Annotated in this window: 24 protein-coding genes; 9 read left to right on the top strand and 15 right to left on the bottom strand. The window is 57.1% G+C overall.

The genetic code is table 11. From position 1 onward, the window contains the following. Positions 1–7 precede the first annotated feature (7 nt). From LT85_RS03480 to LT85_RS03430, 10 genes are all read right to left on the bottom strand, one after another. Positions 8–622: a methyltransferase domain-containing protein gene (locus LT85_RS03480; protein ID WP_038485312.1), complete on the bottom strand. Its 615-nt coding sequence runs from the start codon at positions 620–622 to the stop codon at positions 8–10. 2 nt (positions 623–624) lie between these two features. After that, the gene (ubiB, locus tag LT85_RS03475; protein ID WP_038485310.1) at positions 625–2,202 is read right to left on the bottom strand and encodes a ubiquinone biosynthesis regulatory protein kinase UbiB; all 1,578 of its coding nucleotides are present in this window, start codon (positions 2,200–2,202) and stop codon (positions 625–627) included. Between the two features lie 235 nt (positions 2,203–2,437). Beyond that, entirely contained in the window at positions 2,438–3,037 is a 600-nt protein-coding gene (locus LT85_RS03465; RefSeq protein ID WP_038485306.1) for a ubiquinone biosynthesis accessory factor UbiJ, read from the bottom strand. Between the two features lie 115 nt (positions 3,038–3,152). Continuing rightward, entirely contained in the window at positions 3,153–4,097 is a 945-nt protein-coding gene (locus LT85_RS03460; protein ID WP_038485303.1) for a Tim44 domain-containing protein, read from the bottom strand. Between the two features lie 10 nt (positions 4,098–4,107). Continuing rightward, positions 4,108–4,842, bottom strand: coding sequence for a bifunctional demethylmenaquinone methyltransferase/2-methoxy-6-polyprenyl-1,4-benzoquinol methylase UbiE (gene ubiE / locus LT85_RS03455; RefSeq protein ID WP_038485302.1), 735 nt, complete (start codon positions 4,840–4,842; stop codon positions 4,108–4,110). A gap of 154 nt (positions 4,843–4,996) precedes the next feature. Beyond that, positions 4,997–6,385 (bottom strand): FAD-dependent oxidoreductase, encoded by a 1,389-nt coding sequence (locus tag LT85_RS03450; protein WP_038485300.1) that lies wholly within the window; start codon positions 6,383–6,385, stop codon positions 4,997–4,999. A 31-nt stretch (positions 6,386–6,416) separates the two neighbouring features. Beyond that, positions 6,417–6,983 carry a phosphonate degradation HD-domain oxygenase gene (locus tag LT85_RS03445; RefSeq protein WP_038485298.1) on the bottom strand — a complete coding sequence of 189 codons (567 nt, stop codon included), beginning with the start codon at positions 6,981–6,983 and terminating at the stop codon, positions 6,417–6,419. A 23-nt stretch (positions 6,984–7,006) separates the two neighbouring features. After that, entirely contained in the window at positions 7,007–8,464 is a 1,458-nt protein-coding gene (phnY, locus tag LT85_RS03440; RefSeq protein WP_038494943.1) for a phosphonoacetaldehyde dehydrogenase, read from the bottom strand. Between the two features lie 56 nt (positions 8,465–8,520). Further along, complete coding sequence (gene phnA, locus LT85_RS03435) at positions 8,521–9,759, bottom strand: phosphonoacetate hydrolase (protein ID WP_038485296.1); 1,239 nt, start codon at positions 9,757–9,759, stop codon at positions 8,521–8,523. Between the two features lie 69 nt (positions 9,760–9,828). Next, complete coding sequence (locus tag LT85_RS03430; RefSeq protein WP_038485294.1) at positions 9,829–10,545, bottom strand: phosphonate utilization associated transcriptional regulator; 717 nt, start codon at positions 10,543–10,545, stop codon at positions 9,829–9,831. 159 nt (positions 10,546–10,704) lie between these two features. Here LT85_RS03430 and LT85_RS03425 point away from each other — a divergent pair, with 159 nt between their 5' ends. Next, complete coding sequence (locus LT85_RS03425) at positions 10,705–11,835, top strand: 2-aminoethylphosphonate--pyruvate transaminase (protein ID WP_038485292.1); 1,131 nt, start codon at positions 10,705–10,707, stop codon at positions 11,833–11,835. Between the two features lie 20 nt (positions 11,836–11,855). On the opposite strand, the gene LT85_RS03420 is transcribed toward LT85_RS03425, so the two are convergent. Genes LT85_RS03420 through LT85_RS03410 form a run of 3 tightly spaced genes read right to left on the bottom strand, consistent with a single transcriptional unit; the run spans position 11,856 to position 16,756 of the window. Then, complete coding sequence (locus LT85_RS03420) at positions 11,856–12,287, bottom strand: gamma-butyrobetaine hydroxylase-like domain-containing protein (RefSeq protein WP_038485290.1); 432 nt, start codon at positions 12,285–12,287, stop codon at positions 11,856–11,858. 21 nt (positions 12,288–12,308) lie between these two features. Next, positions 12,309–12,737, bottom strand: coding sequence for an HIT family protein (locus LT85_RS03415; protein ID WP_038485288.1), 429 nt, complete (start codon positions 12,735–12,737; stop codon positions 12,309–12,311). A 2-nt stretch (positions 12,738–12,739) separates the two neighbouring features. Next, entirely contained in the window at positions 12,740–16,756 is a 4,017-nt protein-coding gene (locus tag LT85_RS03410; protein WP_038485285.1) for a DUF3683 domain-containing protein, read from the bottom strand. Between the two features lie 323 nt (positions 16,757–17,079). Between LT85_RS03410 and LT85_RS26370 the strand changes: the two genes are divergently transcribed. Continuing rightward, positions 17,080–17,217, top strand: coding sequence for a hypothetical protein (locus LT85_RS26370; protein WP_156117417.1), 138 nt, complete (start codon positions 17,080–17,082; stop codon positions 17,215–17,217). Positions 17,218–17,241: 24 nt separating this feature from the next. Here LT85_RS26370 and LT85_RS03405 read toward each other — a convergent pair whose 3' ends face one another. Both LT85_RS03405 and LT85_RS03400 read right to left on the bottom strand, forming a co-directional pair. Next, positions 17,242–18,102 (bottom strand): hypothetical protein, encoded by an 861-nt coding sequence (locus LT85_RS03405; protein ID WP_038485282.1) that lies wholly within the window; start codon positions 18,100–18,102, stop codon positions 17,242–17,244. A gap of 108 nt (positions 18,103–18,210) precedes the next feature. Beyond that, entirely contained in the window at positions 18,211–18,702 is a 492-nt protein-coding gene (locus LT85_RS03400; protein WP_038485279.1) for a YqaA family protein, read from the bottom strand. A gap of 176 nt (positions 18,703–18,878) precedes the next feature. Here LT85_RS03400 and ilvA point away from each other — a divergent pair, with 176 nt between their 5' ends. The 7 genes from ilvA (at position 18,879) to LT85_RS03365 (ending at position 25,779) form a co-directional block, all read left to right on the top strand. Then, on the top strand, positions 18,879–20,405 hold the full coding sequence (ilvA, locus tag LT85_RS03395; protein WP_038494940.1) for a threonine ammonia-lyase, biosynthetic: 1,527 nt from the start codon (positions 18,879–18,881) through the stop codon (positions 20,403–20,405). Between the two features lie 137 nt (positions 20,406–20,542). Continuing rightward, a complete protein-coding gene (gene queF / locus LT85_RS03390) occupies positions 20,543–21,382 on the top strand; it encodes an NADPH-dependent 7-cyano-7-deazaguanine reductase QueF (protein WP_038485277.1) in 840 nt (279 codons plus the stop codon). 132 nt (positions 21,383–21,514) lie between these two features. After that, on the top strand, positions 21,515–22,126 hold the full coding sequence (locus LT85_RS03385; protein WP_038485275.1) for a hypothetical protein: 612 nt from the start codon (positions 21,515–21,517) through the stop codon (positions 22,124–22,126). A 322-nt stretch (positions 22,127–22,448) separates the two neighbouring features. After that, a complete protein-coding gene (locus LT85_RS03380) occupies positions 22,449–22,925 on the top strand; it encodes a PTS sugar transporter subunit IIA (RefSeq protein WP_038485271.1) in 477 nt (158 codons plus the stop codon). A 130-nt stretch (positions 22,926–23,055) separates the two neighbouring features. Beyond that, complete coding sequence (gene hprK / locus LT85_RS03375) at positions 23,056–24,003, top strand: HPr(Ser) kinase/phosphatase (protein ID WP_038485268.1); 948 nt, start codon at positions 23,056–23,058, stop codon at positions 24,001–24,003. A 223-nt stretch (positions 24,004–24,226) separates the two neighbouring features. Next, positions 24,227–25,108, top strand: coding sequence for an RNase adapter RapZ (rapZ, locus tag LT85_RS03370; protein ID WP_038485265.1), 882 nt, complete (start codon positions 24,227–24,229; stop codon positions 25,106–25,108). 44 nt (positions 25,109–25,152) lie between these two features. Next, a complete protein-coding gene (locus LT85_RS03365) occupies positions 25,153–25,779 on the top strand; it encodes an LON peptidase substrate-binding domain-containing protein (RefSeq protein WP_038485262.1) in 627 nt (208 codons plus the stop codon). Positions 25,780–25,818 lie beyond the last annotated feature (39 nt).

Genomic DNA, 25,818 nt, shown 5'->3' with positions numbered 1-25,818 from the left:
CTGTCTGTCAGCCTCTCCGCCGCCATTCCAGCCAGCGTTCCTTGCCGGCGAATACAGCAATGGAATCAGTCACATCGCGTTCGTCGACCAGCTCGAAATCGGCATGCAATAAACGTTCCAATTCGGCACGGTTGATGCCGAACGGTGGCCCTTTTGGCGCATCGTCAAAAAAGAAGAAACCTGCCAGGGTAGCGCCGGCCGGCAACAGCTCTGCCCAGCGGCTGGCGATGGCGGCGCGCCTGGCAGGCGGCAAGGCGCACAGGAAGGCGCGTTCATAGATAAAGCCTAGCGGCTGTTGCGGCACATGCGTAAAGAAATCGGCTTGCAGTACACGCTCCGACCACTGGCCCAGCACCGCCCGTGCGGCGCTTACTGCGGCGCCGGAGAAGTCGATTGCGGTCACGTCCCAACCGGCTTGCGCCAGATAAGCCACCTCGTAACCGGTGCCGCAACCGGGAATCAGGGTCGACGCCGGTTGACTGCGGTTCACGTACTCCTGCAGCGCCAACGGCACGCCACCGTTATCCCAGGGCATGAATTCCTTCTCGAAGCGCTCGCTCCAGAAATCGGGATGGGAAGGATTGCGACTGGTAAATTTGGGCGGGGAATCAGGTATCGACATGGCTACCACCAGATGCTATGGCCAAAACGCAGGTAAATCAGCGTCAGCAACACACCCGCCGCCAGGCCGCCGCCGACATAGACAAGAATGCCAAGGAAATGGTTGGTTTTGCGCTGCTCTGCAATCAGACGCCACATCAGTTCGTTGTTTTGCTCACTCTTGTGTTCGATTGCATGCGTCATCACCTGATGCGCCAACCGCGGCAACTGGGGCAACAACTTGCTGTATCGCGGCACCTCGATTTTCAAGTGCTGCAGCAAACCACGCAAGCCCATCTGCTCGCTCATCCAGCGCTCCAGGTGCGGTTTGGCGGTTTTCCACAGGTCTAGCTCGGGATCGAGCTGGCGGCCCAGGCCTTCAACATTCAGTAGCGTTTTTTGCAGCAATACCAGCTGCGGCTGCACTTCTACATTAAAACGGCGCGAAGTCTGGAACAGCCGCAACAACACCTGACCGAAAGAAATATCTTTCAACGGCCGGTCGAAGATCGGTTCGCAACAGGCGCGCACCGCCGATTCCAGTTCGTCGACCCGGGTTTCCTTGGGCGCCCAGCCGGATTCGATATGCGCTTCAGCCACGCGCTTGTAGTCGCGTTGAAAAAACGCCAGGAAATTCTGCGACAGATAGTCTTTGTCGAAATCGTTCAGCGTGCCGACGATACCGAAATCGAGCGCAATATAGCGACCGAATGTGGCCGGCGCCACCGACACCAGGATATTCCCGGGATGCATGTCGGCGTGGAAAAAACCGTCGCGGAATACCTGGGTGAAGAAAATTTCGACGCCGTCGCGCGACAGTTTGCCGAGATCGACGCCGGCATCGCGCAAGCGGTCCAACTGCGAAATCGGAATGCCGTGCATACGCTCCATCACGATCACCGACGACGAGCAATGGTCCCAGTACATCTCAGGCACCACCAACAACTCGGAATCGGCGAAATTGCGGCGCAACTGGCTACCGTTTGCGGCTTCACGCATCAGGTCCAGTTCGTCGTGCAGGTATTTATCGAATTCTCCGACCACCTCACGCGCTTTCAGCCGTTTGCCGTCTGCCCACAGCTTTTCCAGCAGCCCGGCTGCGATGTGCATCAACGCCACATCCTCGTCGATCGACTTTTTCATGCCGGGGCGCAGCACTTTGACTGCAACTTCCTTGCCATTCTTCAGCGTCGCAAAATGCACTTGGGCGATCGAAGCCGAAGCCACCGGCACACGCTCGAAACTGGCGAATAGCTGATCAGGATGCGCGCCTAAAGATTTTTCGATTTGCGCAATCGCCAGGTCGGAGCTAAACGGCGGCACCCGGTCTTGCAGGCGCGACAGTTCATCGACCATATCCCCCGGCAGCAGATCGCGGCGGGTCGACAGTACCTGGCCGAACTTGACGAAAATTGGTCCCAGCTCTTCCAGCGCCTTACGCAAGCGCTCGCCGCGCGGTGCCGAGATATCACGCCAGAAAATCAGAGTGTCGATCAGCTTGGAGATGCGCGGCGTGTCGAAACCCGACATGGCGATATCGTCCAAACCATAACGCACGGCGACACGGACGATTTTCAGAACTCGCAGAAATTTCAGGATCATCCTAAGAACCGTAGTTGAATACGTCTGAATGGGTATGCATCGCGGCGGCTGGCAAGGCGCGAGGACGCAGCAGGCACATGCCTGCAAGAACGAGTAACGCTGCCAGCTGCCGTGAGGCATGCTCAGTCAGGCGTGTAGCGCGCTCGCCCGTCAGAGGCATATTTAATATAGAAAAAATCTCAATGTTCATGTGGCATTCCAAATTCAGCGGAGCGGTCAACTGCGGTTTTTAGGATCAAGTCTTCAGTCTGTTGATGCGTTTCGCCAGCCGCTCCACGTCGTCGCGCAGCCTGGTGACATCATTCGTAAAATCGGATACAGCCTGCGGTCGCACCAGCATCGGCTGTTCTTCCAAAAAATATTCGGCCAGGTTTTCAGTCAGCTTCTTATGCGTAGACCGCAGGCCGGCGACCAACGCATTGCCGCCGGAGACGAGGCGCACTGCGGCGATATCGCCGACCAGTTTGCTCAAATCGTGCTCGGCATCCCAGCGCAATCCCTGGCTGACCTGTGAAATGGCATTGGCAAAATCGGCATCGCCGTCGATCTTCACATAAGAAAAGGCGCGTTCACGGTTCTGCGCAATCAGCGGCAGATCCGCCAGATTGACGCGGATGGTGACATTTGGAACATGCACGACATTCTCATCGGTATCACCCGGCGGCGCCTGCAGCAAACCATCCGGGCTGACTTGCCAGCTCAGCTTGACCGCTCCGCCATCGAAGCAGGCAACTTTGCCGGCATGCGACGCCAAAATACGCTGCGCCCACGGTTCCTGCGCCAGCAAGTGGTTGATGGAGGCGGTGATCGGCTTGAGATTCGGTAGAGGAGTCATTGTCACAACATTTGTCACAAAATAAAACCGCCCGTGACGGTTCACGGGCGGTCCAAGTTTATCAGTTTGTCCGGTTCAGAGCCCGATTATGCTCTGGCACGGTGAATTGACCAGCTTATGCTGCCACTTGCTGAATCCCTGCCAAAACCCAGCCGCCCTGCCCTGACAGAGGCTTGGACAAGTTCCAGACCTCGGTGAACGGTTCGGCAGAGGCTTCCGGCACTTCCTTGATCAGACCGGTGAATTTGACGCTAGCCAGATAATCGTTACCGACGGTTTCGATGCCCATCAGTTCGCCGTCCAGTTGCACAACATCGGTATTGTTAGGTGAGGCGCCGCGTTCCTGCAATTGCAGGCGCAGCTCACCGAACATTTCCGGCGTGGTGAATTCGCGGATATCGTTGATATCGGCCTTGTCCCAGGCCGCTTGCAGACGGATAAAGTAAGTCTTAGCGCTACGGACAAAGCCAGGCACGTCGAAATCTGCAGGAATTCCCCAAGGACCGCTATTTTCTGTTGCCGCTGGCGCAGCCGATTGCAATGCCGAAGGTTGGAACGACGGACCGGAATTGATGCGGGAACCGATTTCAGGCGTAAAACTGGATGCATTGTTGTCAAAAGGTGCGTTTGCTCCCGGATTGGAGCCGGAATACGCAGCGGGCGCCGGTGCGCCGCTATTTTTACGCATTAGCAACCGCACAACGAAAATCACCGCAACCGCTAGCAGGGCCATCATCAGGAATGAGCCGAAAGCGCCGCCCATGCCGAAATGCGACATCAACGCACCCAAGCCGAGGCCTAGCAAAGCGCCGCCCAGGATACCTTTCCATGGGCTGGCCGGTTTAGGCGGGATAGCAGTTGGCGTTGCAGCAGGTGCTGCCGGCCGCGCCTGATTGGCGTTGCCGAAGTTCTGCGACGGCGCACTTGGCGCCTGACGCGAAATGCCGGAAGACTGCTTGCCGAACGATCCTCCGCCGCCAAGACGGCGGGCGTCGGCGTTCGATATCGTCATCGACAAGGTCGTTGCAACCATCAGCAACATCAGCAAAAATTTCTTCATCTGCCTGCTCCTACAGTTTTATGCCGGTATGCAAGGCCGCCACACCGGCAGTTAAATTGAAATACTCAACGCGCGCCAGACCGGCATCCGTCATCATCTGTTTCAGCGTGTCCTGATCGGGATGCATGCGAATCGACTCCGCCAGGTAGCGGTAGCTTTCAGAATCGTTGGCGATTTTCTTGCCCAGCCATGGCAATACGGAAAACGAGTAAACGTCGTAGGGCTTCTTCAAGGGTTCCCATACTTTCGAAAACTCCAGCACCAGCAACTTGCCGCCCGGTTTCAACACACGCCGCATTTCAGCCAGCGCGGCATCCTTGTGCGTCATGTTACGCAAACCGAACGCCACCGAGACCCGGTCGAAATAATTGTCCGGGAACGGTAATTTTTCCGCATCACACAGCAAGGTGGGGGTGGACAGGCCATTATTCAAGAGACGGTCGCGGCCAACGCGCAGCATCGACTCGTTGATATCGGTCAGCCAGACTTCGCCGTTAGGTCCGGCGCGCCTGGCGAAAGCCTTGGCCAGGTCGCCAGTGCCGCCGGCGATATCCAGCACTTTAAAGCCCGGACGTATTGCCGCCTGGGCAATGGTGAAAATCTTCCATACGCGATGCAAACCGGCCGACATCAAGTCATTCATGACATCGTACTTAGGCGCGACCGAGTGGAAAACTTCGGCGACTTTGTGGACTTTATCGTCCTCGGAAACGGTTTTATAACCGAAATGGGTGGTGTTGGTCATATCAGCAACCTTATTGGGCAGACTAGCATTATACAAGTCCCGCCCATGGTTGCTTAGCTTGCTTAACAAGTTAATAAAAGCATCGCTGTTTTTCTATACAAGCCGTTTTGCGTTATTCCAATTGTATCCGGCCCCAAATTGACGGCCGCAATTTCTAGGCCTTATCAGCCTTACCCGCCGCATTCGCCAGCTTGCTCAGCATCTGGTCCAGCATCCAAGGCTTGCGGTCCTGGTCTTCGGCCAGTTCTTTGCGGCGAATCGCATTGCGCACTACCAGCGATCCGATATAGCGTACCGGCTCAGGCGGGAACAGTCCGCGCGGACCGACAGCTAGCGGGCTGCGGCTCCAGGCGTTGTCCAGGCCGAGTACTAGAGATGAGAGCAATTGTCCGCCCATATAGCTGGGGCCGACGCCGTTGCCGGAGTAGCCGAAGCCATAAAACACGTTCGGCATGTCGTCGAGACGTCCGAAGAACGGGAAGCCGGTGACTGAGCGGTCGGAAGGACCGTTCCAGCTGGCGGTGATCGGCACTTCGGCCAGCGCCGGGAAAAACTCGTGCAGGCTGCGCTTGAGTTGCTGTTCATACGGCGAACGCTGGTCAAAGACCGGCAGGATGCGGCCGCGCCAGGCGAAGGTATTGCCGCCTTTGCCCAGCATCAGGCGGCCATCTTCGGTTGTGCGGTAATAGAACACGAAAGTGCGTGAATCGAGCACCGAAACGCCATCGGTCAAGCCGATTCTCTGTAGCAGTTCAGGACATTTTTCGGTGATCACCATGTCGCTGGAAACTACAGCAAGAGTACGTTCAAACTGTGGGAAGCGGCTGGCCATCCAGGCGTTGATCGCCAACACCATCTTGCCGACCTGCAGGCTGCCGGCAGGCGTTTGCACAGTGACGGTAGCGCCGGGCGTGAACGACAGCATCGGTGTTCTTTCGTAAATCCGGATCCCCATTTCCAGCGCTACGCGACGCAAGCCGCGCACCAGCTGTCCCGGGTGCACTGTCGCTGCCATCGGAGAAAACACGCCGGAGAGATTGCGTGCGGAGCCGGAACGGCGTTGCACTTCAGCGTCCGGCAGCGTGTGATACGAGCTGATGCCTTGTCGCTTCAATTCGTCCAGCACAGGGTCCAGCACACCTAGTTGCGCCTTGGTGGTGGCGGTATAAAGCGTGCCGTCCTGACGAAACTCGGCGTTGATCTTGTGCTCGCGGCAGAAGTCGCCGATATGCCCGACCACCGCCTCGGATGCCTTGACCAGGCGTACCGCTTCAGCCTCGCCGAACAGCCGCCGCAAGGTAAAGAATTTAGTGGACCAGGTCAGCAGGCAACCGCCATTGCGGCCGCTGGCGCCGGCCCCGCACAGGTCGCTTTCGATGATGGCGATGTCCAGCGTCGGATTTTTCTGTTTCAGCTGAATCGCCGTCCACAGCCCGGTGAAGCCGCCGCCGACGATGCCGACGTCAGCACGTTGCGTTCCTTGCAAAGCGGGCGCTAGCTCGCCGTCGGCGAATAATGCATCTTCCAGCCAGAATGGGCGCATGGGTTTCTATCCTGAATAAGGTCGGGCCGGATCAAGCTACGCCGGCTTGGCTTGGGTCCACTTTACAAGCGTTCATCAGCTTGGAAAAATACTGTAAATCGGGTGTTGCCATGCCGTCTACCTTGGCTTGGTCGTCCCACAGACGCAACCGGACAGCGTCCGCAGCGTAGGGGCGGGAAATGAATTGCTCGGCATCGGTAGCCGAGAAAATTCCACCCTGCAGTTCCAGGCTGCGCTTGGAATCTTCGGAAAGGCGTCCCCAGTAGCCGGCATCGGTCGCGCACAGGTAGCGCTTAGCGTCGACATGCAGGCGGATCGGCTCAAGCACCGCCGAACTGAACAGACCGCGCAGATAAGGGATGGCGAAATACTGATGGGTATCGTCGACACCGCGCGCGGATGGCGTCTCGCCCTGCGGATTCAGCAAGTGGCCAAGGTCGTGCAGCAAGGCGGCGCAAACCAGCTCCGGCAAAGCGCCGTCCTGTTCGGCCAGCGTGGCCGATTGCAGCGCATGCTGAAGCTGGTTGACCGGCTCGCCGCTGTACATTGCATGGCCGCCTTGTTCGAAAAGATCGCAAATTTGTGGAATAGTGAGCATGCTTTGTTCAGCGTTATTTCCTGTTAATTCCAGGGCAATGAATAGGTTTTGGTATTGCAGAAGCTCTTCATCGCCTCTTGCACGCCTTCCTTGTAGCCCAGGCCGGAGTCCTTGATGCCGCCGAACGGCGTCAATTCCAGGCGATAGCCGGGAACTTCGCGGACGTTGATGCTGCCGACTTCCAGTTCGCGCACAAAGCGGGTGATGTAATCGAGACGGTTGGTGCACACCGATGACGACAGGCCGTAAGGCGTGGAATTCGAGATGCGGATCGCGTCGGCAATATCGGTGCAGCGAATGACTGGCGACACCGGTCCGAAAGTTTCCTCGGCGACCAGCTGGCAATCGGCGGGCACGTGATCCAGCACTGTCGGCGAGTACACCGCGCCGTCGCGGATATTGCCGAACAGGAGTTTGGCGCCACGCTGTTGCGCATCATTCACCTTGGCTTCGAAGGCGGCGGCGGAACGGGCGTCGATCACCGTCCCCATGTCGTTGTGCAGATCCATCGGATCGCCGTATTTGATCGCCCTGGTTTTGCTCACCAGCAGATCGACGAATTCATCCGCCACGGCCTGATGCACGATCATGCGTTTGATCGCTGTGCAGCGCTGGCCGGAATTTTTATACGAGCCGGAGACCGCCAGCGTCGCCGCCTCATCCAGATCGGCGTCTTCCATCACGATGATCGGATCATTGCCGCCCAGCTCCAGCACCTGCCGCTTGTACACTGCTTTGCCGGCGATGTATTTGCCGATCGGCACGCCACCGGTAAACGTCACCAGGTCGACGTCCGGATTGGTCAGCATTTCATCGGCGATTTCCGCAGGGTCGCCGGTTACCACCGAAAACATTTCCGGCGGCAAGCCAGCCTCATACAAGATATCTGCCAGCAGCAACGCCGACAAGGGTGTCTTTTCAGTCGGCTTCAGCACCATGCGGTTATTGGTGGCGATGGATGGCGCCACCTTGTGGGCGACCTGGTTGAGCGGATGATTGAAAGGCGTAATCGCCGAGATGGCGCCGAGCAACGGCTCTTTCAGAGTATAGATCTTGCGCTGCTTGCCATGCGGCGTCAGGTCGCAGGAAAACACCTGGCCATCGTCCACCAGCGCCTGGTTGGCGGCGAACACGAACACATCGCAAGCGCGGCCGACTTCGTACAGGCTGTCTTTCTTGCACAGGCCGGCTTCCGCCGTGATCAGGTCGGAAATGGCGTCGGTATTGGCGCGCAGCAGTTCTGCCGTGCGCAGCATGATGCGCGAACGCTCGTAGCGCGTGAGTGGCGAGCGGAAGGCGCGCGCCACACGGAACGCATGGCGGATATCTTCGACCGTGGCCTTCGGCACCGAGCCGACCAATGCGCCGTTGAAAGGGTTGCGAATCTCTATACGGCGCGGGTTGCCGACCAGCTTGCCGGCAATCCGCAGGTCTTGATGTAAAGGTTCGCCCTGCTTGAGCTTGCTTAGTTCGGTCAGCATCATGTCCTCAGATCAGGTGTCGCATTTAAGTGTCACATTTGTAAGACGGTTGAAATCTACTGTGCGTTGTTCATTGCGAGATAAAACACATCGAAATTGCGCAACCGGTGATCGGCAGGTATCGCGCTCAGCTTGCGATTGAACATCAACGGCACTCTTTGTTCAGAGATGCCGCCGTGCGAACGCAAAGGTAATTTCAGTTCCGACAGGTCGTGCCGGCTGGCGGCGGTGCCGATCACGGTCAGGCGTTCGCTGACCACCACCAGGTCGCCGATTCGATCCGGCGGCAACTCGAAGCGCTGCGCCGCCTGTTCGCGCGTCAGCACCAGTTCGATGCCGGGAATAGCGCGGATCTGGTCAGCGATCTCGGCGGCGTTTGCCGTTGTACCCAGATATACCGTGGCGTAGGAGCCAAGCGCGCCATGATGCACCACATAAGGATCGGTAATCGGCAGGATGACGCGGCTCTTCTCGACGCCGACCTTGGCGTCCAGCACGTCCTGCAGGTAAATCACGTTGGGCTTGCCCGCGCTGTCGGTCTTGGCGTTCATGCCGTGGTCTGCCGTCAGGCCGATGACGGCACCCAAGGTATCGAGCTGGGTCAGGTAATGGTCCATCATCGCGTAGAAGGCGTTGGCGCCGGGCGTGCCGGGAGCGTATTTGTGCTGGATGTAGTCGGTGGTCGACAGATACATGATATCCGGTCGTTCGCTGGCCAGCAGCTTGACACCGGCAGCAAATACGAACTCCGACAATTCCGCGCTATAAACCGATGGCAGCGGCATGCCGACCCGCTCCAGCAGGTTGTCGATGCCGTTTTGTTCTGTCGTTGCCTGGTCGGCCTTTTCCGCCGAGAAGCAGATACCGCGCATCTTGTGGCCCAGCAGGCCGCGCAGCTTGTCCTTGGCAGTGATGACCGCCACCTTGGCGCCGGCATCGGCGAAAGTCGCCAGGATAGTAGCGGCGCGCAGGTATTTGGCGTCGTTCATCATCACTTCCTGCTTGGTTTCCAGGTCGTAGAAGTAGTTACCGCAAATTCCATGCACTGCTGGCGGCACGCCGGTCACGATCGACAGGTTGTTCGGATTGGTAAAGCTTGGCACCACGCAATCGGCGCTCAATACCGTGCCATGCTCCACCATCTTTTTAAGGAACGGCGCGACGCCGGCCTGTATCGCCTGGTTGATGTACTCCTGCTCGCAGCCATCGACACAGACCACGACCAGCGGCTGCTGCATCGCCGGATAGCTGCGGCCGTTGACGTTGAGGGCGCCAGTGATTTTGGTATTGGACATGGAATTACCTTCGCTAAGAATCTGACTGGGTTGCTATGGTTCGCTTGATGGGTAGCGTTACGGATTGCCTCAAGATGATTTCAAGGCGATCTGTTCAGCTGCGGCGGTTTTTTGCGCCTGCGCCTTGTGCATGCGGTTGCGTCCTGCCACTGCGTGCTCACGCATGATGTCGCCGGCCGCTTGCGCGTCGCCCGCGGCGATGGCATCGACGATCTGATGATGCTCAGTGGTCGAAGTAGGCAAGCTGCCTTTTTGCGCCAGCGCCGAGCGGCGAAACAGATTGAGCTCGTTGACCAGGCGACGGTAGGTATGCAACAGCTTCTTGTTGGCCGTGAACTGCACTAACGCGTCATGGAAACTCAGGTTCAGCTTGAGATAGCCGTCGACATCGCCCAGGGCCACCATGCCATCCATCCGCTCCAGCAGCATGCGCAATTCCTGCACTTGCACCGGCTTGATGATGCTCGCCAGCTTGCGGCCGATCAGTTCATCCAGTGCAGCGCGCACCTCATAGATTTCATCGGCTTCTTCGACCGAGATCTGGCGCACGAAAACGCCGCAATTTTTTTCCTGTTGTACCAGCCCCGCCTCTTCCAGTGCGCGGAATGCTTCGCGCACCGGCCCGCGAGAAACGCCCAGCATTTCGGCCAGCGAGACTTCATTGAGCTTGTCGCCGGCCACCAGGTCACCGGCCAGGATCATCCGCTCCAACTCCTTCTGAACTAGTGAAGGCAGGGAGTTTTTCTGGACCAGGGCGATGGTGTTCATAGTGCGATTTGTTGTCATGGCATTTTGCTTTTTTTCGAGTTGGTGATTGCACTTTAATTTAACAACGTGTAGATTGTCAACAAAATACATAAGACATGATGTAATACGAGTTAAACAAAAACAAATACATATCAGCGACAAATTTGCCTGAACCCGCACCAGACCAAAGGAAATATCATGAGCTTGCAAAGCCGCGACCCGATTCTTCTGACCCCGGGACCATTGACCACTTCGCTCGCCACCAAGAGCGCTATGCTGCAGGACTGGGGTTCGTGGGATGCCTCGTTCAACGCCATTACCGCCAAGGTTCGCAAGCAGTTGCTGGATATTGCAAACGCCCACGAGAGCCACGTCTGTGTGCCGATGCAAGGCAGCGGCACGTTTTCGATAGAGGCTGCGATCAATACCCTGCTGCCGCGCAACGGCCATATGCTGGTGCTGATCAATGGTGCCTATGGCAAGCGCATGGCCAAGATTGTGGAAATGATGGGACGCCAGGTCTCGGTATTTGAAACAGCGGACGATGTGCCTACTACCGGCGCCGATGTCGAACGTATCTTGAGCAACGACCGTAGCATCACCCATATCGGCGTGATCCATTGCGAGACCAGCACCGGCATCCTCAATCCCTTGCAAAATATCGCCGAGGTCGTGGCGTCACACAAGAAAAGCCTGATCATCGATGCGATGAGCTCCTTCGGTGCGCTAGAAATCGATGCTGCCAAAATCAGTTTCGACGCCCTGATCGCCGCCAGCGGGAAATGCATCGAAGGTCCTCCGGGCATGGGTTTTGTCATCGTGCGCAAGTGCGTACTGGAAAAGGCCGCCGGCAACTCGCGCTCCCTGTCGCTCGACCTGCATGATCAATGGGTCTACATGGAAAAGACTACACAATGGCGCTTCACGCCGCCGACGCATATCGTGGTGGCTTTCCATCAGGCCTTGAATCAGTTCGTTGCCGAAGGCGGCCAGCCGGCGCGATTGGCGCGCTATACCAAAAACTACGACACGCTGATGGCGGGCATGCGCGAGCTTGGCCTGATCCAGTTTTTACCGGCGAAAATCCAGGCGCCGATCATCGTCACCATGCATGCGCCGAAAAGCGCCAGTTATGAATTCAAGGATTTCTACAACCGGGTGCGCGATAAAGGTTTCATTCTCTACCCGGGAAAACTGACCCAGGCCGAGACGTTCCGCGTCGGTTGCATAGGCGCGATCGGCGCTGAAGAAATGCGACAGGCAGTGCATGCTATCGGCGATGCGTTACGCGAGATGGGAATCAAACCGAGAAACGCGGCCAATTCCTAGAGGCCGCAGGCCACCGCTTCTTATGCGCAGCCGTGACCGCCGACGGACTTGGCTGTCATGGACAGGTCGCGGCCGGCTTCTCGTCCATGTCCGGCATCGTCCAACCGGCGCAAATAATCTTCCCACATTGCGTCCTGGTCGCGCCCCAGCTTGTACAGATAGGCCCAGGTAAAAATGCCGCTGACATGGCCGTCGGAAAAGGTCGGCTTGACCGCGTAGTTGCCAACCGGTTCCAGCGCCACCATCTCGACGTTGCGCTTGCCGGTCTGCAGTACTTCTTGCCCCGGACCGTGGCCGCTGACTTCGGCGGACGGCGAATAGACCCGCATCAATTCGAACGGCAACGAAAAAACTGCGCCATCGTCGAAAGCGACTTCCAGCTTGCACGATTGCTTGTGCACAGTGAAAGACACGGGTACGGGCGCTGGTGCGGATTGTTTTGAGCCGGTCATTGGAGATTAAATTGGATAAGATTAAAACTGCGTAGCGACCGCCGAACGCAGCGCGTCCAGCAATCCCTGCCGTTGCGCCAGGCTGACCAGCGGCGTTTGCCGCTGTACTTCCGCCCAGACGGGACTCGGAAATTGCGCGTCGTCCAGATAGCGCGGAATCACGTGCCAATGCAGATGCGGCGTCATGTTGCCGAGGCTGGCCAGATTGATTTTTTCCGGCTGCATGACGGCGCGCACAATGGATTCGACTTTGCATACCGCAGCCATCAGCGTACTGCGATCGGCCACAGGTAAATCCGTCATTTCCTTGACATGGCTGTTCCAGATAACGCGGCAAAAACCCGGATAGGCTGCGTCGTCCACCAGCACCACGCGGAATTTTTCGGCGCGGTGGAGAACTTCCCCACCGTCGCCGCTGCACAGTTCGCAATCAATCGGATGTTCTGCCATGGTCACACCAGGATCCGTTCGATGCCGCCGTTGTTGGCGCGGGCAACATAATCCGGCAACCAGTTTTCACCCAGCAGGTGACGCGCCATTTCCACTACGATGTAATCGGCGGTTGTGCCGGAGTCATCGTTGTAGCGCGACAGACCTTGCAGGCAAGACGGGCAGGAGGTGAGGATCTTGACGTCGCCGCCAAAACCGTCGGCGCGCAACTTGTCTGCACCCTTGTTCATTTCCTCTTCCTTGCGGAAGCGCACCTGGGTCGAGACATCCGGACGGCTGACGCCGAAGGTGCCCGATTCGCCGCAGCAGCGTTCGTTCTTCTCGATCTTGGCGCCGTTGTCGGTGGTGATCAGTGCGTTCACCGTCTTCATCGGATCCTGCTGTTTCATCGGGCTGTGGCAAGGGTCGTGATACATGTAACGCGTACCGCTCACGCCTTCCAGCTTCAGATTTTTCTCCAGCAGGTATTCGTGGATATCGATGATGCGGCAGCCCGGGAAGATCTTGTCGAACTGGTAGCCCTGCAACTGGTCGTAGCAAGTGCCGCATGAGACGATCACGGTCTTGATGTCGAGATAGTTCAGGGTATTCGCCATGCGATGGAACAACACGCGATTGTCGGTGATGATCTTCTCGGCCTTGTCGAAGTCGCCCGAACCGCGTTGCGGATAACCACAGCACAGGTAGCCCGGCGGCAGCACAGTCTGCACACCGACTTGCCACAACATCGCTTGCGTTGCCAGGCCGACTTGCGAGAACAGCCGCTCCGAACCGCAACCAGGGAAATAAAACACGGCTTCGGTATCGGCGGTGGTGCTCTTCGGATCGCGGATGATCGGCACGATCTTGTCGTCTTCTATATCCAGCAAGGCGCGCGCAGTCTTCTTCGGCAGGTTGCCCGGCATCTTCTTGTTGATGAAGTGGATCACCTGTTCTTTGATCGGCGCTTTACCCACCGTGGCCGGCGGTTTCTTGGTCTGCTTCTTGGCGAATTTCTTGAGCATGTCGTTGCCGAAACGCTGCGCCTTGAAGCCCCAGTCGGTCATGACCTTACGGGTCATGTTGATGGTGGCCGGATCGGTGGCGTTGAGGAAGAACATGGCCGCAGACGTGCCGGGATTGAACGATTTCTTGTTCATCTTGCGCAGCAGGTTGCGCATGTTCATCGAGACATCGCCGAAGTCGATATCGACCGGGCATGGCGTCACGCATTTATGACAGACGGTGCAATGGTCGGCCACATCTTCGAATTCTTCCCAATGCTTGATCGAGATGCCGCGCCGCGTCTGCTCCTCATACAGGAAGGCTTCCACCAGCAGCGAGGTAGCAAGAATCTTGTTGCGCGGCGAATACAGCAGGTTGGCGCGCGGCACATGGGTTGCGCACACCGGTTTGCATTTACCGCAACGCAGGCAATCCTTGACGCTGTTGGCGATGGCGCCGATATCGCTTTGCTGCATGATCAGCGATTCATGGCCCATCAAGCCGAACGACGGCGTGTAGGCGTTGCTCAGGTCAGCTTCGAAGCCAGGCAGGTTGAGCAGCTTGCCCTTGTTGAAGCGGCCTTCCGGATCGACGCGCAGCTTGTAGCTGCGGAAATCCTTGATTTCATCCTCAGTGAGGAATTCCAGCTTGGTGATGCCGATGCCATGCTCACCCGAAATCACGCCGTCCAGCGAGCGCGCCAAGGTCATGATGCGCGCCACAGCGGCATGCGCATCCTGCAGCATTTCGTAGTGATCGGAATTGACTGGCAAGTTGGTGTGGACATTTCCGTCGCCGGCGTGCATATGCAGGGCGACGAACACGCGGCCGCGCAGCACACGCTTGTGGATTGCACTGCACTCGTCGAGAATCAGCTTGAACGAAGCGCCATTGAAAATTTGCCGCAGCAAGGCGCGCACTTCCTGTTTCCAGGAGACGCGGATGGTGCGGTCCTGCACTACGTCGAATACGGTTGCCTCTGGCTGCGTTCGCAGACGTTCGTCAAATACCAGGCCCAGTTTGTCCAGCCCAAGTCCCGCCAGTTCCTGCTTGGCGTCCTTTAGCGGCTGATCCAGGTTTGCCAATAGATAGGTCCAGCGCGCCTTGACGTCGACCAGCAATTGCTCGGCCTGATGCACGCGGTCTTCCAGGATTTCGGTAGCCGGAATGTCGTCGCCGTCAGCGTCGTCGCCCTTGCCCAAGGGCAGATTGCCATTGAGCAGGAAGTCGCGCAATTCGTCCAGCAATTGCAGCTTGTTCTTGCCCGACAGTTCGATGTTGATGCGTTCGATGCCATCGGTGTACTCACCCATGCGATTGAGGGGAATCACCACGTCTTCATTGATCTTGAAGGCATTGGTATGTTTGGCGATGGCGGCCGTGCGGGCACGGTCCAGCCAGAATTTCTTGCGCGCTTCCGGGCTCACCGCGACGAAACCTTCTCCGACCCGGTTGTTGGCCATGCGCACCACTTCCGATGCCGCATGCGCTACCGCGTTTTCATCGTCGCCGACGATATCGCCGAACAAGGCCATCTTCGGCAGTACGCCGCGCTTGGATTTGGTGGTGTAGCCGACTGCGCGCAGATAGCGCTCATCCAGATGCTCAAGACCGGCCAGGATCGCACCGCCCTTTTTAGTTTCCGCGTCGAGGAAATCCTTGATCTCGACGATCGATGGAATGGCATCGCGCGCCTGGCCGAAAAATTCCAGGCAAACCGTGCGCGTATGCTTCGGCATCTTGTGCAGGATCCAGCGCCCGGAGGTGATCAGACCGTCACAGCCTTCTTTTTGAATCCCCGGCAAACCCGCCAGGAATTTATCGGTGACGTCCTTGCCCAGACCTTCCTTGCGGAACACGCGGCCGGCAATTTCCAGGATTTCCGTCTTGAACGGCTTTTCGCTTGGACGCCCTTTTTCCGCCGGATGACGCCATTCAAGCTGGAAACGCGCCAGCGGCGTATCGTGGATCTTGCTGAGGTTGTGATCAAGACGGGTAACGTCGAGCCAATCACCGTTCGGATCCACCATGCGCCAGCTCGCCAGGTTATCCAGCGCAGTACCCCACAACACTGCTTTCTTGCCGCCCGCATTCATGGCGATATTACCGCCGACGCAGGATGCCTCAGCCGAAGTCGGATCGACCGCAAATACGAAGCCGGCTTTTTCAGCGGCGTCGGAGACACGCTTGGTGACTACGCCGGCGCCCGAGTAGATCGTCGCGTATTCTTTATCCAGCCCTGGCAGCACAGCCATTTCGACTGCGCCGAGCTGTTCCAGCTTTTCGGTGTTGATGACCGCCGACAAAGGCGTCAGCGGAATCGCGCCGCCGGTATAGCCGGTGCCGCCGCCGCGCGGGATGATAGTCAGGCCGAGTTCGATGCAGCCCTTGACCAGGCCGGCCATTTCATCTTCGCCGTCCGGCGTCAGCACGACGAACGGATACTCGACGCGCCAGTCAGTGGCGTCGGTCACATGCGAGACGCGCGACAGGCCGTCGAACTTGATATTGTCCTTGGCGGTATAGCGCCCCAGTATCTTGTTGGCGCGCTTGCGCAGGTCGTAGGTCTGGCGGAATTCGTCAGAGAAAGCGGCAATCGCTTTCCTGGCTGCGGCCAGCAGCGCTTCGACATTTTCGCTGCGTTTTTTGGCTTCTTCGTCGCTAACCGCGTCACCATTGTCGGCCGCATCGGTGACGATGCGACGCTTATCGACTTCACTCAGGCGATGATGCAGCGCATCAATCAGAGCTTGGCGACGCTTGGGATTGTCCAGCATGTCATCTTGCAAGTACGGATTGCGGCGCACTACCCAAATGTCGCCCAGCACTTCGTACAACATGCGTGCGGAACGTCCAGTCTGGCGTTTACCGCGCAGCTCGTCGAGCAAGCGCCAGGACGCTTCGCCTAGCAGACGAATGACGATCTCGCGATCGGAAAACGAGGTGTAGTTATAGGGAATCTCGCGCAATCGCGTAGGGGTGGCGCCGTGTGGCGCGTCTGACAATAATGCCTGGATTTTGACTGGGGCGTTCATTGATCTTAAGAGGTGACTACTGCATGGTCTTCAGCTGCTGGAGCATCATTTTAGCTGATTGCGCCCCTTCGCGACGGCAACATGGCGATTTGTGCACCGCAAGGTAGCGGCTTGCCAAAGATAGCCAAAACCAATAAAAACAATAAAAATAATCAATTTTTATAATTTAATAGTCTATATCTATAATAATTTCACCACCACTAGAATTATGGAGCATTCGTGTTCAGCCAGATCATCAGCGAAATCATGGAAAGTATCGCCCTCACATTGGCCGACTACGGCCAATGCAAAGGCTGAACAGCCGATTCTTGAGGAGTTGCAGCATGACGCCCGTGTCCTTATCCACCAGAAACCCCTACTTCGGCCTTTCCCATCTGCTGCGCAAGCGCGCCTGGCCATTGCGCATGCTGCCCTATGTGGTTTTATTGCTGATTACGCCGGCGATGTTGCGTGCTCTTTGAATGCAAATCATGGATTTCCGCGGCTCACACCTGCAATTCGGTGCGTACCGTGGCGACAATCTCCCTCTGCCGCATCACGCGGGTTTCGAACACATAGTGCGACAGATAGGCGGAGGCCGACATGCAGCTGGTATGAAAAGACAGGGGCTCGGACGCCGGCACCAGCTGATGCGCCGACAGATCGCACTTGACAACGGTGTAGCTGACTTCTTTGTCGAGGATATGATGCAGCAGCCTGCTGGTGGTTTGCGCCACCGTATGGACAATGATGGCGACCGGCCATGCCGGGTAATCGAGAAAATGTCCGGCGCAACGGGCTGGCGCCAGCGCCTTGCTGCGGGCGATAAGGGAATGGCCGACGGCGTCGTCAAACTCAAGCTGTACCGATTGTCTATAGGGAGAATGATCGGGAGACGGCGTCGACGGCACCCGGTAATCCTTGAACAGGCGCAGGAATACCGGCTCCGTTAAAGCCTGGTATTCGCAATGAAGATGGGCAAACGGCTTTTCAGCCGAAATGGTGGCCTGCGTAATTAGCGAACGCCGGTCCTGCCGTAAGACTTCCGCCGTGGCCTGGAACACAGCACCCGGTTCGCGAGGAGCTACATCATATAGTTTACTGTAACGGGCCTTGGTCGCCAGATAATAGATCTGCGAGACCGGCGGCTCTGCTTGCCAGGCGACAGCGGCGCATGAACCCAGAATCGCCAGGTGACGGCCGATTTCTGCGGAGGCAACGGGGCCATTTTCAAAACCTAAAGGCTGCTCTGACGAAAACGTTCCTTGGACTATCCGATTCGGTACGCCGCGCAATTCTGTAAATGCAAAATACGGCGCTTGCACTGCGATGCGCTCACAAATCTCCCTGATGTCCAGTTTGTTCATAGCGTTCTCTCCTCGAAAGATTTTCGATTTCAAAGAAGCATGCAAACTAGTGTTGACCCAGGGAAATATATAATAGTGCGCCGCAAAAATCCACGCTTTATTTCCAGCTTACGCCAGCCAGCTTGCAACCTCGCGCCAAAAGCCATCCGGCACATGCAGCAACAGCCAGACCACCAGGATGTAGCGCAAAAATTTGCCGATCGCCATATACATGACGGAAGGCCAGAACGGCAGCTTGAGCCAGCCGCCAAGGGTACAAATCGGGTCGCCGATACCAGGCACCCAGGCCAGCAGCATGGTCTTTGCGCCATAGCGCTCCAGCCAGCAGAACCAGCTGCTGCCACGCTCGCGCGCAAAGGCTTGCTTGGCGCCGTAACCCATCCAGTAATCAACCACGCCGCCCAGGGTGTTGCCCAGGGTGGCGACAAAAATCACGGGCCAGAACAGCGCGCCATTGGCCTTGATCACAGCGAACACCGCCGGCTCTGAACCTAACGGCAACAAAGTCGCGGCAACAAAACTGATGATAAAGACGGAAGTCAGGCCGACGGTAGGCACAGCCAGCGTCTTGAGCAGCCATAAAACAGCGGATTCGATCATGGAAAACAATTCATAAATACGGCAGATCGGCTTGCGCGACGGCTCAAGATAAGACGTGGCCGAAAAACCTGGTGGCGCTAAAAAAGCCCTCCATTATAATGACCGGCTGTTTCCCTCCGCCTGATCCTGTTGCCGATCACGTTCAAAATGCTACCGGACCGCTACTGACTAACGACATGACTACAGATTATTTGCAAAAAATCCTCACCGCCCGCGTCTACGATGTCGCGGTCGAAACCCCGCTTGAACTGGCGTCAACGCTTTCGCAGCGAATTGAAAACCAGATTTATTTCAAGCGCGAGGATATGCAAAGCGTGTTCAGTTTCAAGTTGCGTGGCGCCTACAACAAAATGGCCAGCCTGACGCCGGCGCAGCTCAAGCGCGGCGTGATTTGCGCTTCGGCCGGCAACCACGCCCAGGGACTGGCGCTGTCGGCGGCCAAACTCGGTTGCCGCGCTGTGATCGTGATGCCTACCACCACGCCGCAAGTCAAAGTCGATGCGGTCCGCGGCCGCGGTGGCGACGTCGTACTGTTCGGCGACTCCTATACCGACGCCTACAACCACGCGCTGACACTGGAAAAGAAGCTCAAGCTGACTTTTGTCCATCCTTTCGACGATCCGCACGTAATCGCGGGCCAAGGCACCATAGGCATGGAAATCCTGCGCCAGCATGCCGGGCCGATCCATGCGATCTTCGTGCCGATCGGCGGCGGCGGCCTGATTGCCGGCATCGCAGCTTATGTCAAAGCAGTGCGGCCCGAGATCAAGATCATCGGCGTGCAAACCACGGATTCCGACGGCATGGCGCGCAGCTTGGCCGCCGGCCGCCGCGTGACACTGCCGGACGTCGGCCTGTTTGCCGACGGCACCGCAGTCAAGCTGGTCGGCGAAGAAACTTTCCGCCTGGCGCGCCTGTATGTGGACGAAGTGATCCTGGTCGATACCGACGCCGTCTGCACCGCAATCAAGGATGTATTCCAGGATACCCGCAGCATCCTGGAACCTTCCGGCGCGCTGGCGGTAGCCGGCGCCAAGGCCTATGTCGAGCGGTTCAAGGGTACGCGCAAGGCCATCAAGAACCAGACGCTGGTCACCATCGCCTCCGGCGCCAACATGAATTTCGACCGCCTGCGCTTCGTTGCTGAAATGGCCGATATCGGCCAGCTGCGCGAAGCGGTGTACGCAGTCACCATCCCCGAGCAGCGCGGTAGCTTCCGCCGCTTCTGCGAGCTGGTTGGACCGCGCAACGTTACCGAGTTCAACTACCGCATCAGCGACGAAAAAACCGCACATGTGTTTGTCGGCGTGGCGATTTCGGGCCGCGACGAAGCCAGCCAGATCGCCAGGAATTTCGAAAAACACGGCTTCAGCACGCTCGACCTGACCCATGATGAACTGGCCAAGGTCCACGTCCGTCACCTGGTTGGCGGCAAGAGCGCGCTGGCGCAGGACGAATTGCTGTACCGCTTTGAATTCCCGGAACGCCCGGGCGCGCTGATGCGCTTTTTGAATTCGATGGCGCCTAACTGGAATATCAGTCTGTTCCATTACCGCAGCCAGGGCGGCGACGTCGGCCGTATCCTGGTCGGCCTGCAGGTGCCAAAAAAGGAAATGAAAGCGTTCCGCACCTTCCTTTCCAGTCTCGGTTACCGCTACTGGGATGAAAGCGCGAATCCGGTTTATAAGCTGTTCCTTGGCTAGAGCGCTCAAACTCGCTTGCGGCACACCGCTGCAAGCGAACAGCAAGATTCCGATAGCCGGCATTACACGGCCAATATCAGGGACATCATGCTTATCTGGCAAAATACTGCTTTTACGCATATGTATAAGCAGGAGCCATGACCATACCCAATACACCCGACGCTTCGCCGTTGGGCAAACCCGCCGCCTACCAGACCCAGTACCAACCTTCGCTGCTGTTCCCGATTGCTCGCCAGGGCAAGCGCGATGAAATAGGCGTTAGCGGCACTTTGCCATTTTTCGGCGTCGATATCTGGAACGCGTACGAGGTGTCCTGGCTCAACGCGCGCGGCAAGCCTCAGGTAGCCATCGCCACGTTCACAGTACCGGCCGATTCTCCAAATATCGTCGAGTCGAAGTCGTTCAAGCTGTACCTGAACTCCTTCAATCAAACCAAACTGGCAGATACAGATGCCTTGCTGCAGCTGTTGCGTACCGATTTGTCGGCAGGTTTCGGCGCCCCTGTACACGTGACGCTGACCACGGCAGACGCCTTTGCAAGCATGAAGCTGCAGGAACCACAAGGCTTGTTACTGGACCGGCTGGACATTGAAGTCAACGAGTACCAGCCGAATCCGTCGCTATTGAAAGCCGATCCGAATCAAGTTGTCGTTGAAGAAACGTTGATATCACACCTGCTCAAATCGAATTGCCTGGTGACCGGCCAGCCGGACTGGGGCAGCGTACAAATCCATTATGTCGGTCCGGCCATCGACCAGGAAAGCCTGCTGCGCTACCTGATCAGCTTCCGCGACCATAACGAATTCCATGAACAGTGCGTCGAACGCATTTTTATGGACGTCATGCGCAACTGTGCGCCGCAAAAGCTGTCTGTATATGCGCGCTATACCCGTCGCGGCGGCCTTGACATCAATCCATGGCGCAGCAATTTTTCCACCGGGCAATCGCCATTGAATTGCCGCCAAGCAAGGCAATAACACACAATTCGTTACGTTTGTAGCAAAAAGACAGCACTTATGTAGATAAATACGCATTAAATTAGCGGGGATATTGACGCGTGGTGGCTCAGCGTCTACCGTACCACCTCGCTGTAAAGGACCCTATTTTTTATGACTATTTTTTCTCGTTTTACCTCCCTCAAAAGGACCGCATTTTTCTCCGGCATGACTGCGATCGCTGTAATCTGCGCCCCGGCCCACGCTCAGGAAACCCCGGATACCACCGGCTGGTTCAGCAAAACGCTCACACAGACCAAGAGCCGCCTGGATAACATCGTTGATAACGGCGACATGGAGGTTTATCTGTCTGGATATGCTTATCATGGCCGTCACACCTATACCGAAGAAAGAATTCGGGAGTTGAACGAAAAAGCCTGGGGCCTGGGTGGCGGCCGCACCATTCGCAATGCCGACGGCAACGACGAATCCTTGTATCTGCTGGCGATCCGCGACTCCCACTGGCGTCCGCAGATCATGGCCGGCTATGCCTACGAATGGATCTGGAACGTCCCCAAGACACCGGTCGAAGTCGGCGCCGGCTATACCGCGATGCTGGTGAGCCGTCAGGATTATTTCGGCGGCTTCCCGTTTCCGCTCGCCTTGCCGGTGGTATCGCTGGGGGTCAAGGGCGCCAAGTTGATGGGTTCCTATGTACCGCGACTGTCGTCGAACAAAGGCAATGGCGACGTCTGGCTCATCTTCGCACGCTTCGAAGTTAAGTAAAAAATCACACTATTCCGCGACAAGCATCGCTGCAAGTTGATGTTGTTGGTTGGAATCAAGTCTATAATTCGATTTGGGTGTCGCCAATAGAAACCGAATCGGCGCCTTGGCGACGCTTCAAGGGTGTCATCAGCACCGTAGCCTGAGCAATGCTGACTTGGGCCAAATCGGGGAGACGTTGTAGTAGAATCTGCGGCCAAGCAGTAACGAGCCGCAGCCTAGTCCCGAAATTGGCATGTTTTCGACATGCAGCGCTAGATTTTCAGCGATGGCGGCTCTTAAGACACAACCATCCATACTGGACCGCAAACCAATTTGTATTATGACTAATCTTGCAAAAATCCTGCCCGCACAAAATGTGGCGCTGGATCTGGAAGTCTCCAGTAAAAAACGGGCTTTCGAACAAGCCGGTTTACTCTTCGAAAACAACTGCGGCATTGCCCGCTCTACTGTCTCCGATAACCTGTTTGCACGCGAGCGCCTGGGTTCTACCGGCCTTGGCCATGGCGTCGCCGTACCGCATGGCCGGGTCAAGGGCTTGAAAGCGCCGCTGGCGGCGTTTGTCCGCCTAGCCGAGCCTATCCCGTTCGAATCGCCGGATGGCGAACCGGTCAACCTGCTGGTATTCCTGCTGATTCCAGACAACGTCACCCAGCAGCACCTGGAAATCCTGTCGGAAATCGCCGAAATGTTTTCCAGCGATGCATTCCGCCAAATTCTGGCCAGCGATCCTGATCCGGCCTCCGTGCACGCCCACATTGTCGCCTGGCAGCCCATGGGCACCGAAAATGCGACATAATTTGGCATAGGGACATCGTTTTATTATCTGGGCTTCACAAATACCGCTGTAAACCGGTTTTTGAAGCGCCTAAAGGTGTCTGCGGGCGATCTTGCCCTAACTAACTATGTAACTATGTCAGACGCCAATCATGCCCGCTTCCACGCCTCTATCGATTCAGCAACTGTATGACGAAAACCGCGAGTCGCTGCAACTAGGCTGGTTTGCCGGCTTTCCCGGCGGCGAGCGCCTGATTTCCGGCGACGCGGCTTCAGCCGCCGACCAGGTCGGTCACTTGAACCTGATCCATCCGGGCCGCATCCAGGTCTTCGGCCACCAGGAAACCGAATACTACCAACGCCTTTCAGCTACCTCCCGCGTCTATCAGACCGCGGAACTGGTGGCGGGCGCACCGCCGGCATTCATCATCGCGCAAGGGCTGGCGACGCCGCCAGATATCCTGGAAATTTGCGACGAAAAAAATATCCCGCTATTTTCAACGCCGCTGCCCGCAGCACAGGTGATTGATTATCTGCGCGTATATTTGTCGAAAAAACTGGCCCAGCGCATCACCATGCACGGCGTGTTCATGGATGTGCTTGGAGTCGGCGTATTAATTACTGGCGAATCAGGCCTCGGCAAAAGCGAGCTGGGCCTGGAATTGATTTCGCGCAGCCATGGGCTGGTGGCTGACGATGCGGTCGAATTCGCACGCATCGCACCGAACATGATCGAAGGACGCTGTCCGCATCTGCTGCAAAACCTGCTGGAAGTGCGCGGCCTGGGTCTGCTCGATATCAAAACCATCTTTGGCGAAACCGCGGTACGCCGCAAAATGCGGCTCAAGCTGATCGTCCATCTGGTGCGTCGCGCGACGCTGGAAGAAAACTACGAGCGCTTGCCGCTCGACGCCCACACGCAAGAAGTACTGGGGCTGGCAATCCGCAAGGTCATCATCCCTGTGGCCGCCGGCCGCAACATCGCGGTGCTGCTGGAAGCGGCGGTGCGTAATACGATCCTGCAATTGCGCGGCATCGATACGCTCAAGGATTTCATCGCCCGGCAACGGATTGCGATGGATAGCGACAGCGATCTTTGAACGTCCGCATGACGGGCACATAACGTTACAAAACCACAATCGGATCTGGCCCAATTTGGCGTCAGTGCCATATAGAATACGTGGCGGAAAATTGGGCAAAAGCGTACTCCTCAAGTGCGCTTTTTCGACGAGCAGGATTATCTGTTCTATTTCTGCCCGCTTCCAATTTCGATGTTCCCTGTGGCCTGACGGCATAAACCCCGACTTACGGTATCATTCTCCAATGCGCATTATTCTTATTACTGGAATTTCCGGCTCCGGCAAATCGGTCGCTCTTCGGGTACTCGAAGATGCGGGTTATTTTTGCGTCGACAACCTGCCGCCAGTGCTGCTGCGCGATTTGGTCGCCACCCGCCAGCATGAAGGTGCGCAAATGCTCGCCGTCGCCACCGATGCCCGTAGTGCGGATTCGTTGGCTGGCCTGCCGAGCGATATCCAGCAATTGCGCGCCGAAGGACACGACGTCAAGGTGTTTTTCCTGACGGCGCAGACCGAATCCCTGATCGCACGTTTTTCCGAGACCCGCCGCAGCCATCCGCTATCGCATCGGTTGCGGCCCGGCCAAAATCCGAGCGACCGCCTGACCTTGACCGAGTGTATCCAGATCGAGCGTGAGATGCTGGTCGAAATCGAGAGTATCGGCCATACCATCGACACCTCCGACATGAGCGCCAACCGTTTGCGCAGCTGGATCAAGGAGCTGGTCGACACCGAACCGGCGCCGTTGACCTTGCTGTTCGAATCGTTCGCGTTCAAGCGCGGCGTGCCGCTGGATGCCGATCTGGTATTCGATGTGCGGATGCTGCCAAATCCCCATTACGACGTGAAATTGCGGCCGCTGACCGGGCGCGATCAGCCCGTAATCGCTTTTCTGGAAGACCTGCCCCGGGTCACCGACCTGTTGAGCGACATTCGCAATTTTGTCGAAAAATGGCTGCCTGAGTTCAAGAACGATAATCGCAGCTATCTGACGGTGGCAATCGGCTGCACCGGCGGCCAGCATCGTTCGGTATACATGGTCGAGCAGTTGGCGGAATACTTCCAGGTCTCCGAGCGCGTAGTACGTCGCCATCGCGAACTGGCCAAGCGCGCCGGCGAGCACTAACCTGCGACGCTGCTCAATTTATCCGTCGTTCACGCTCTCTTTCCATGCACGAAAATAATCCCTGGATTCCCTTGTTTCCTCTGAATACCGTCTTGTTTCCGGGGGGCGTGTTGCCGCTCAAGGTATTTGAAACGCGTTACCTCGACATGCTGCGGGATTGCATGAAGATCGAACAGCAGTTTGGCGTCGTTTTGATTAAATCCGGACAGGAAGTAGGTAATGCCGCGGAGCCGGAAAGCGTTGGCTGCCTGGCACAGATCATCGAATGGGACATGCAGGATCTGGGAGTAATGATGTTGCGCACCGAAGGTCGCCAGCGGTTTCGGATTTTGCAGCAGCGGGTGTTGAAGGATCAGCGGCTGGAAGCGCAGATTGAGTTGATCGATGAAGATCCGACGACTGGCCCCGATGCGGTGCATTTGCAATGTGCCAGCACCTTGAAGGTGGTGATCGATGATATCAACAAAAAGGGCCGGGCCGCACATGGCGTGGATTACGCCAGCCCGTTCTCGCTGCCGGTACGATTTGACAACCCGGGATGGGTTGCCAATCGCTGGTGTGAGATCTTGCCGATTCCCTTGAAGGCGCGGCAGAAATTGCTGGAGCTGACCGATGGTCGCGAACGGCTGGGTATCGTTCATCAATATCTTCTGCAGCACAACATCATTTAGATCCAGAAATTCCGTGCCACCACAAGCGTAGTTAAATAG

It is taken from the genome of Collimonas arenae (genome assembly GCF_000786695.1).
GTDB classification, from domain to species: domain Bacteria; phylum Pseudomonadota; class Gammaproteobacteria; order Burkholderiales; family Burkholderiaceae_D; genus Collimonas; species Collimonas arenae_A.
The sequence above is the reverse complement of the archived record's forward strand: the minus strand, read 5'-3'. Positions and strand labels throughout refer to the sequence as shown.

Coding starts and splice junctions, on each gene's coding strand:
- LT85_RS03480 (WP_038485312.1), bottom strand. CDS start 622: ATGTCGATACCTGATTCCCCGCCCAAATTTACCAGTCGCAATCCTTCC.
- ubiB (WP_038485310.1), bottom strand. CDS start 2,202: ATGATCCTGAAATTTCTGCGAGTTCTGAAAATCGTCCGTGTCGCCGTG.
- LT85_RS03465 (WP_038485306.1), bottom strand. CDS start 3,037: ATGACTCCTCTACCGAATCTCAAGCCGATCACCGCCTCCATCAACCAC.
- LT85_RS03460 (WP_038485303.1), bottom strand. CDS start 4,097: ATGAAGAAATTTTTGCTGATGTTGCTGATGGTTGCAACGACCTTGTCG.
- ubiE (WP_038485302.1), bottom strand. CDS start 4,842: ATGACCAACACCACCCATTTCGGTTATAAAACCGTTTCCGAGGACGAT.
- LT85_RS03450 (WP_038485300.1), bottom strand. CDS start 6,385: ATGCGCCCATTCTGGCTGGAAGATGCATTATTCGCCGACGGCGAGCTA.
- LT85_RS03445 (WP_038485298.1), bottom strand. CDS start 6,983: ATGCTCACTATTCCACAAATTTGCGATCTTTTCGAACAAGGCGGCCAT.
- phnY (WP_038494943.1), bottom strand. CDS start 8,464: ATGCTGACCGAACTAAGCAAGCTCAAGCAGGGCGAACCTTTACATCAA.
- phnA (WP_038485296.1), bottom strand. CDS start 9,759: ATGTCCAATACCAAAATCACTGGCGCCCTCAACGTCAACGGCCGCAGC.
- LT85_RS03430 (WP_038485294.1), bottom strand. CDS start 10,545: ATGACAACAAATCGCACTATGAACACCATCGCCCTGGTCCAGAAAAAC.
- LT85_RS03425 (WP_038485292.1), top strand. CDS start 10,705: ATGAGCTTGCAAAGCCGCGACCCGATTCTTCTGACCCCGGGACCATTG.
- LT85_RS03420 (WP_038485290.1), bottom strand. CDS start 12,287: ATGACCGGCTCAAAACAATCCGCACCAGCGCCCGTACCCGTGTCTTTC.
- LT85_RS03415 (WP_038485288.1), bottom strand. CDS start 12,737: ATGGCAGAACATCCGATTGATTGCGAACTGTGCAGCGGCGACGGTGGG.
- LT85_RS03410 (WP_038485285.1), bottom strand. CDS start 16,756: ATGAACGCCCCAGTCAAAATCCAGGCATTATTGTCAGACGCGCCACAC.
- LT85_RS26370 (WP_156117417.1), top strand. CDS start 17,080: ATGACGCCCGTGTCCTTATCCACCAGAAACCCCTACTTCGGCCTTTCC.
- LT85_RS03405 (WP_038485282.1), bottom strand. CDS start 18,102: ATGAACAAACTGGACATCAGGGAGATTTGTGAGCGCATCGCAGTGCAA.
- LT85_RS03400 (WP_038485279.1), bottom strand. CDS start 18,702: ATGATCGAATCCGCTGTTTTATGGCTGCTCAAGACGCTGGCTGTGCCT.
- ilvA (WP_038494940.1), top strand. CDS start 18,879: ATGACTACAGATTATTTGCAAAAAATCCTCACCGCCCGCGTCTACGAT.
- queF (WP_038485277.1), top strand. CDS start 20,543: ATGACCATACCCAATACACCCGACGCTTCGCCGTTGGGCAAACCCGCC.
- LT85_RS03385 (WP_038485275.1), top strand. CDS start 21,515: ATGACTATTTTTTCTCGTTTTACCTCCCTCAAAAGGACCGCATTTTTC.
- LT85_RS03380 (WP_038485271.1), top strand. CDS start 22,449: ATGACTAATCTTGCAAAAATCCTGCCCGCACAAAATGTGGCGCTGGAT.
- hprK (WP_038485268.1), top strand. CDS start 23,056: ATGCCCGCTTCCACGCCTCTATCGATTCAGCAACTGTATGACGAAAAC.
- rapZ (WP_038485265.1), top strand. CDS start 24,227: ATGCGCATTATTCTTATTACTGGAATTTCCGGCTCCGGCAAATCGGTC.
- LT85_RS03365 (WP_038485262.1), top strand. CDS start 25,153: ATGCACGAAAATAATCCCTGGATTCCCTTGTTTCCTCTGAATACCGTC.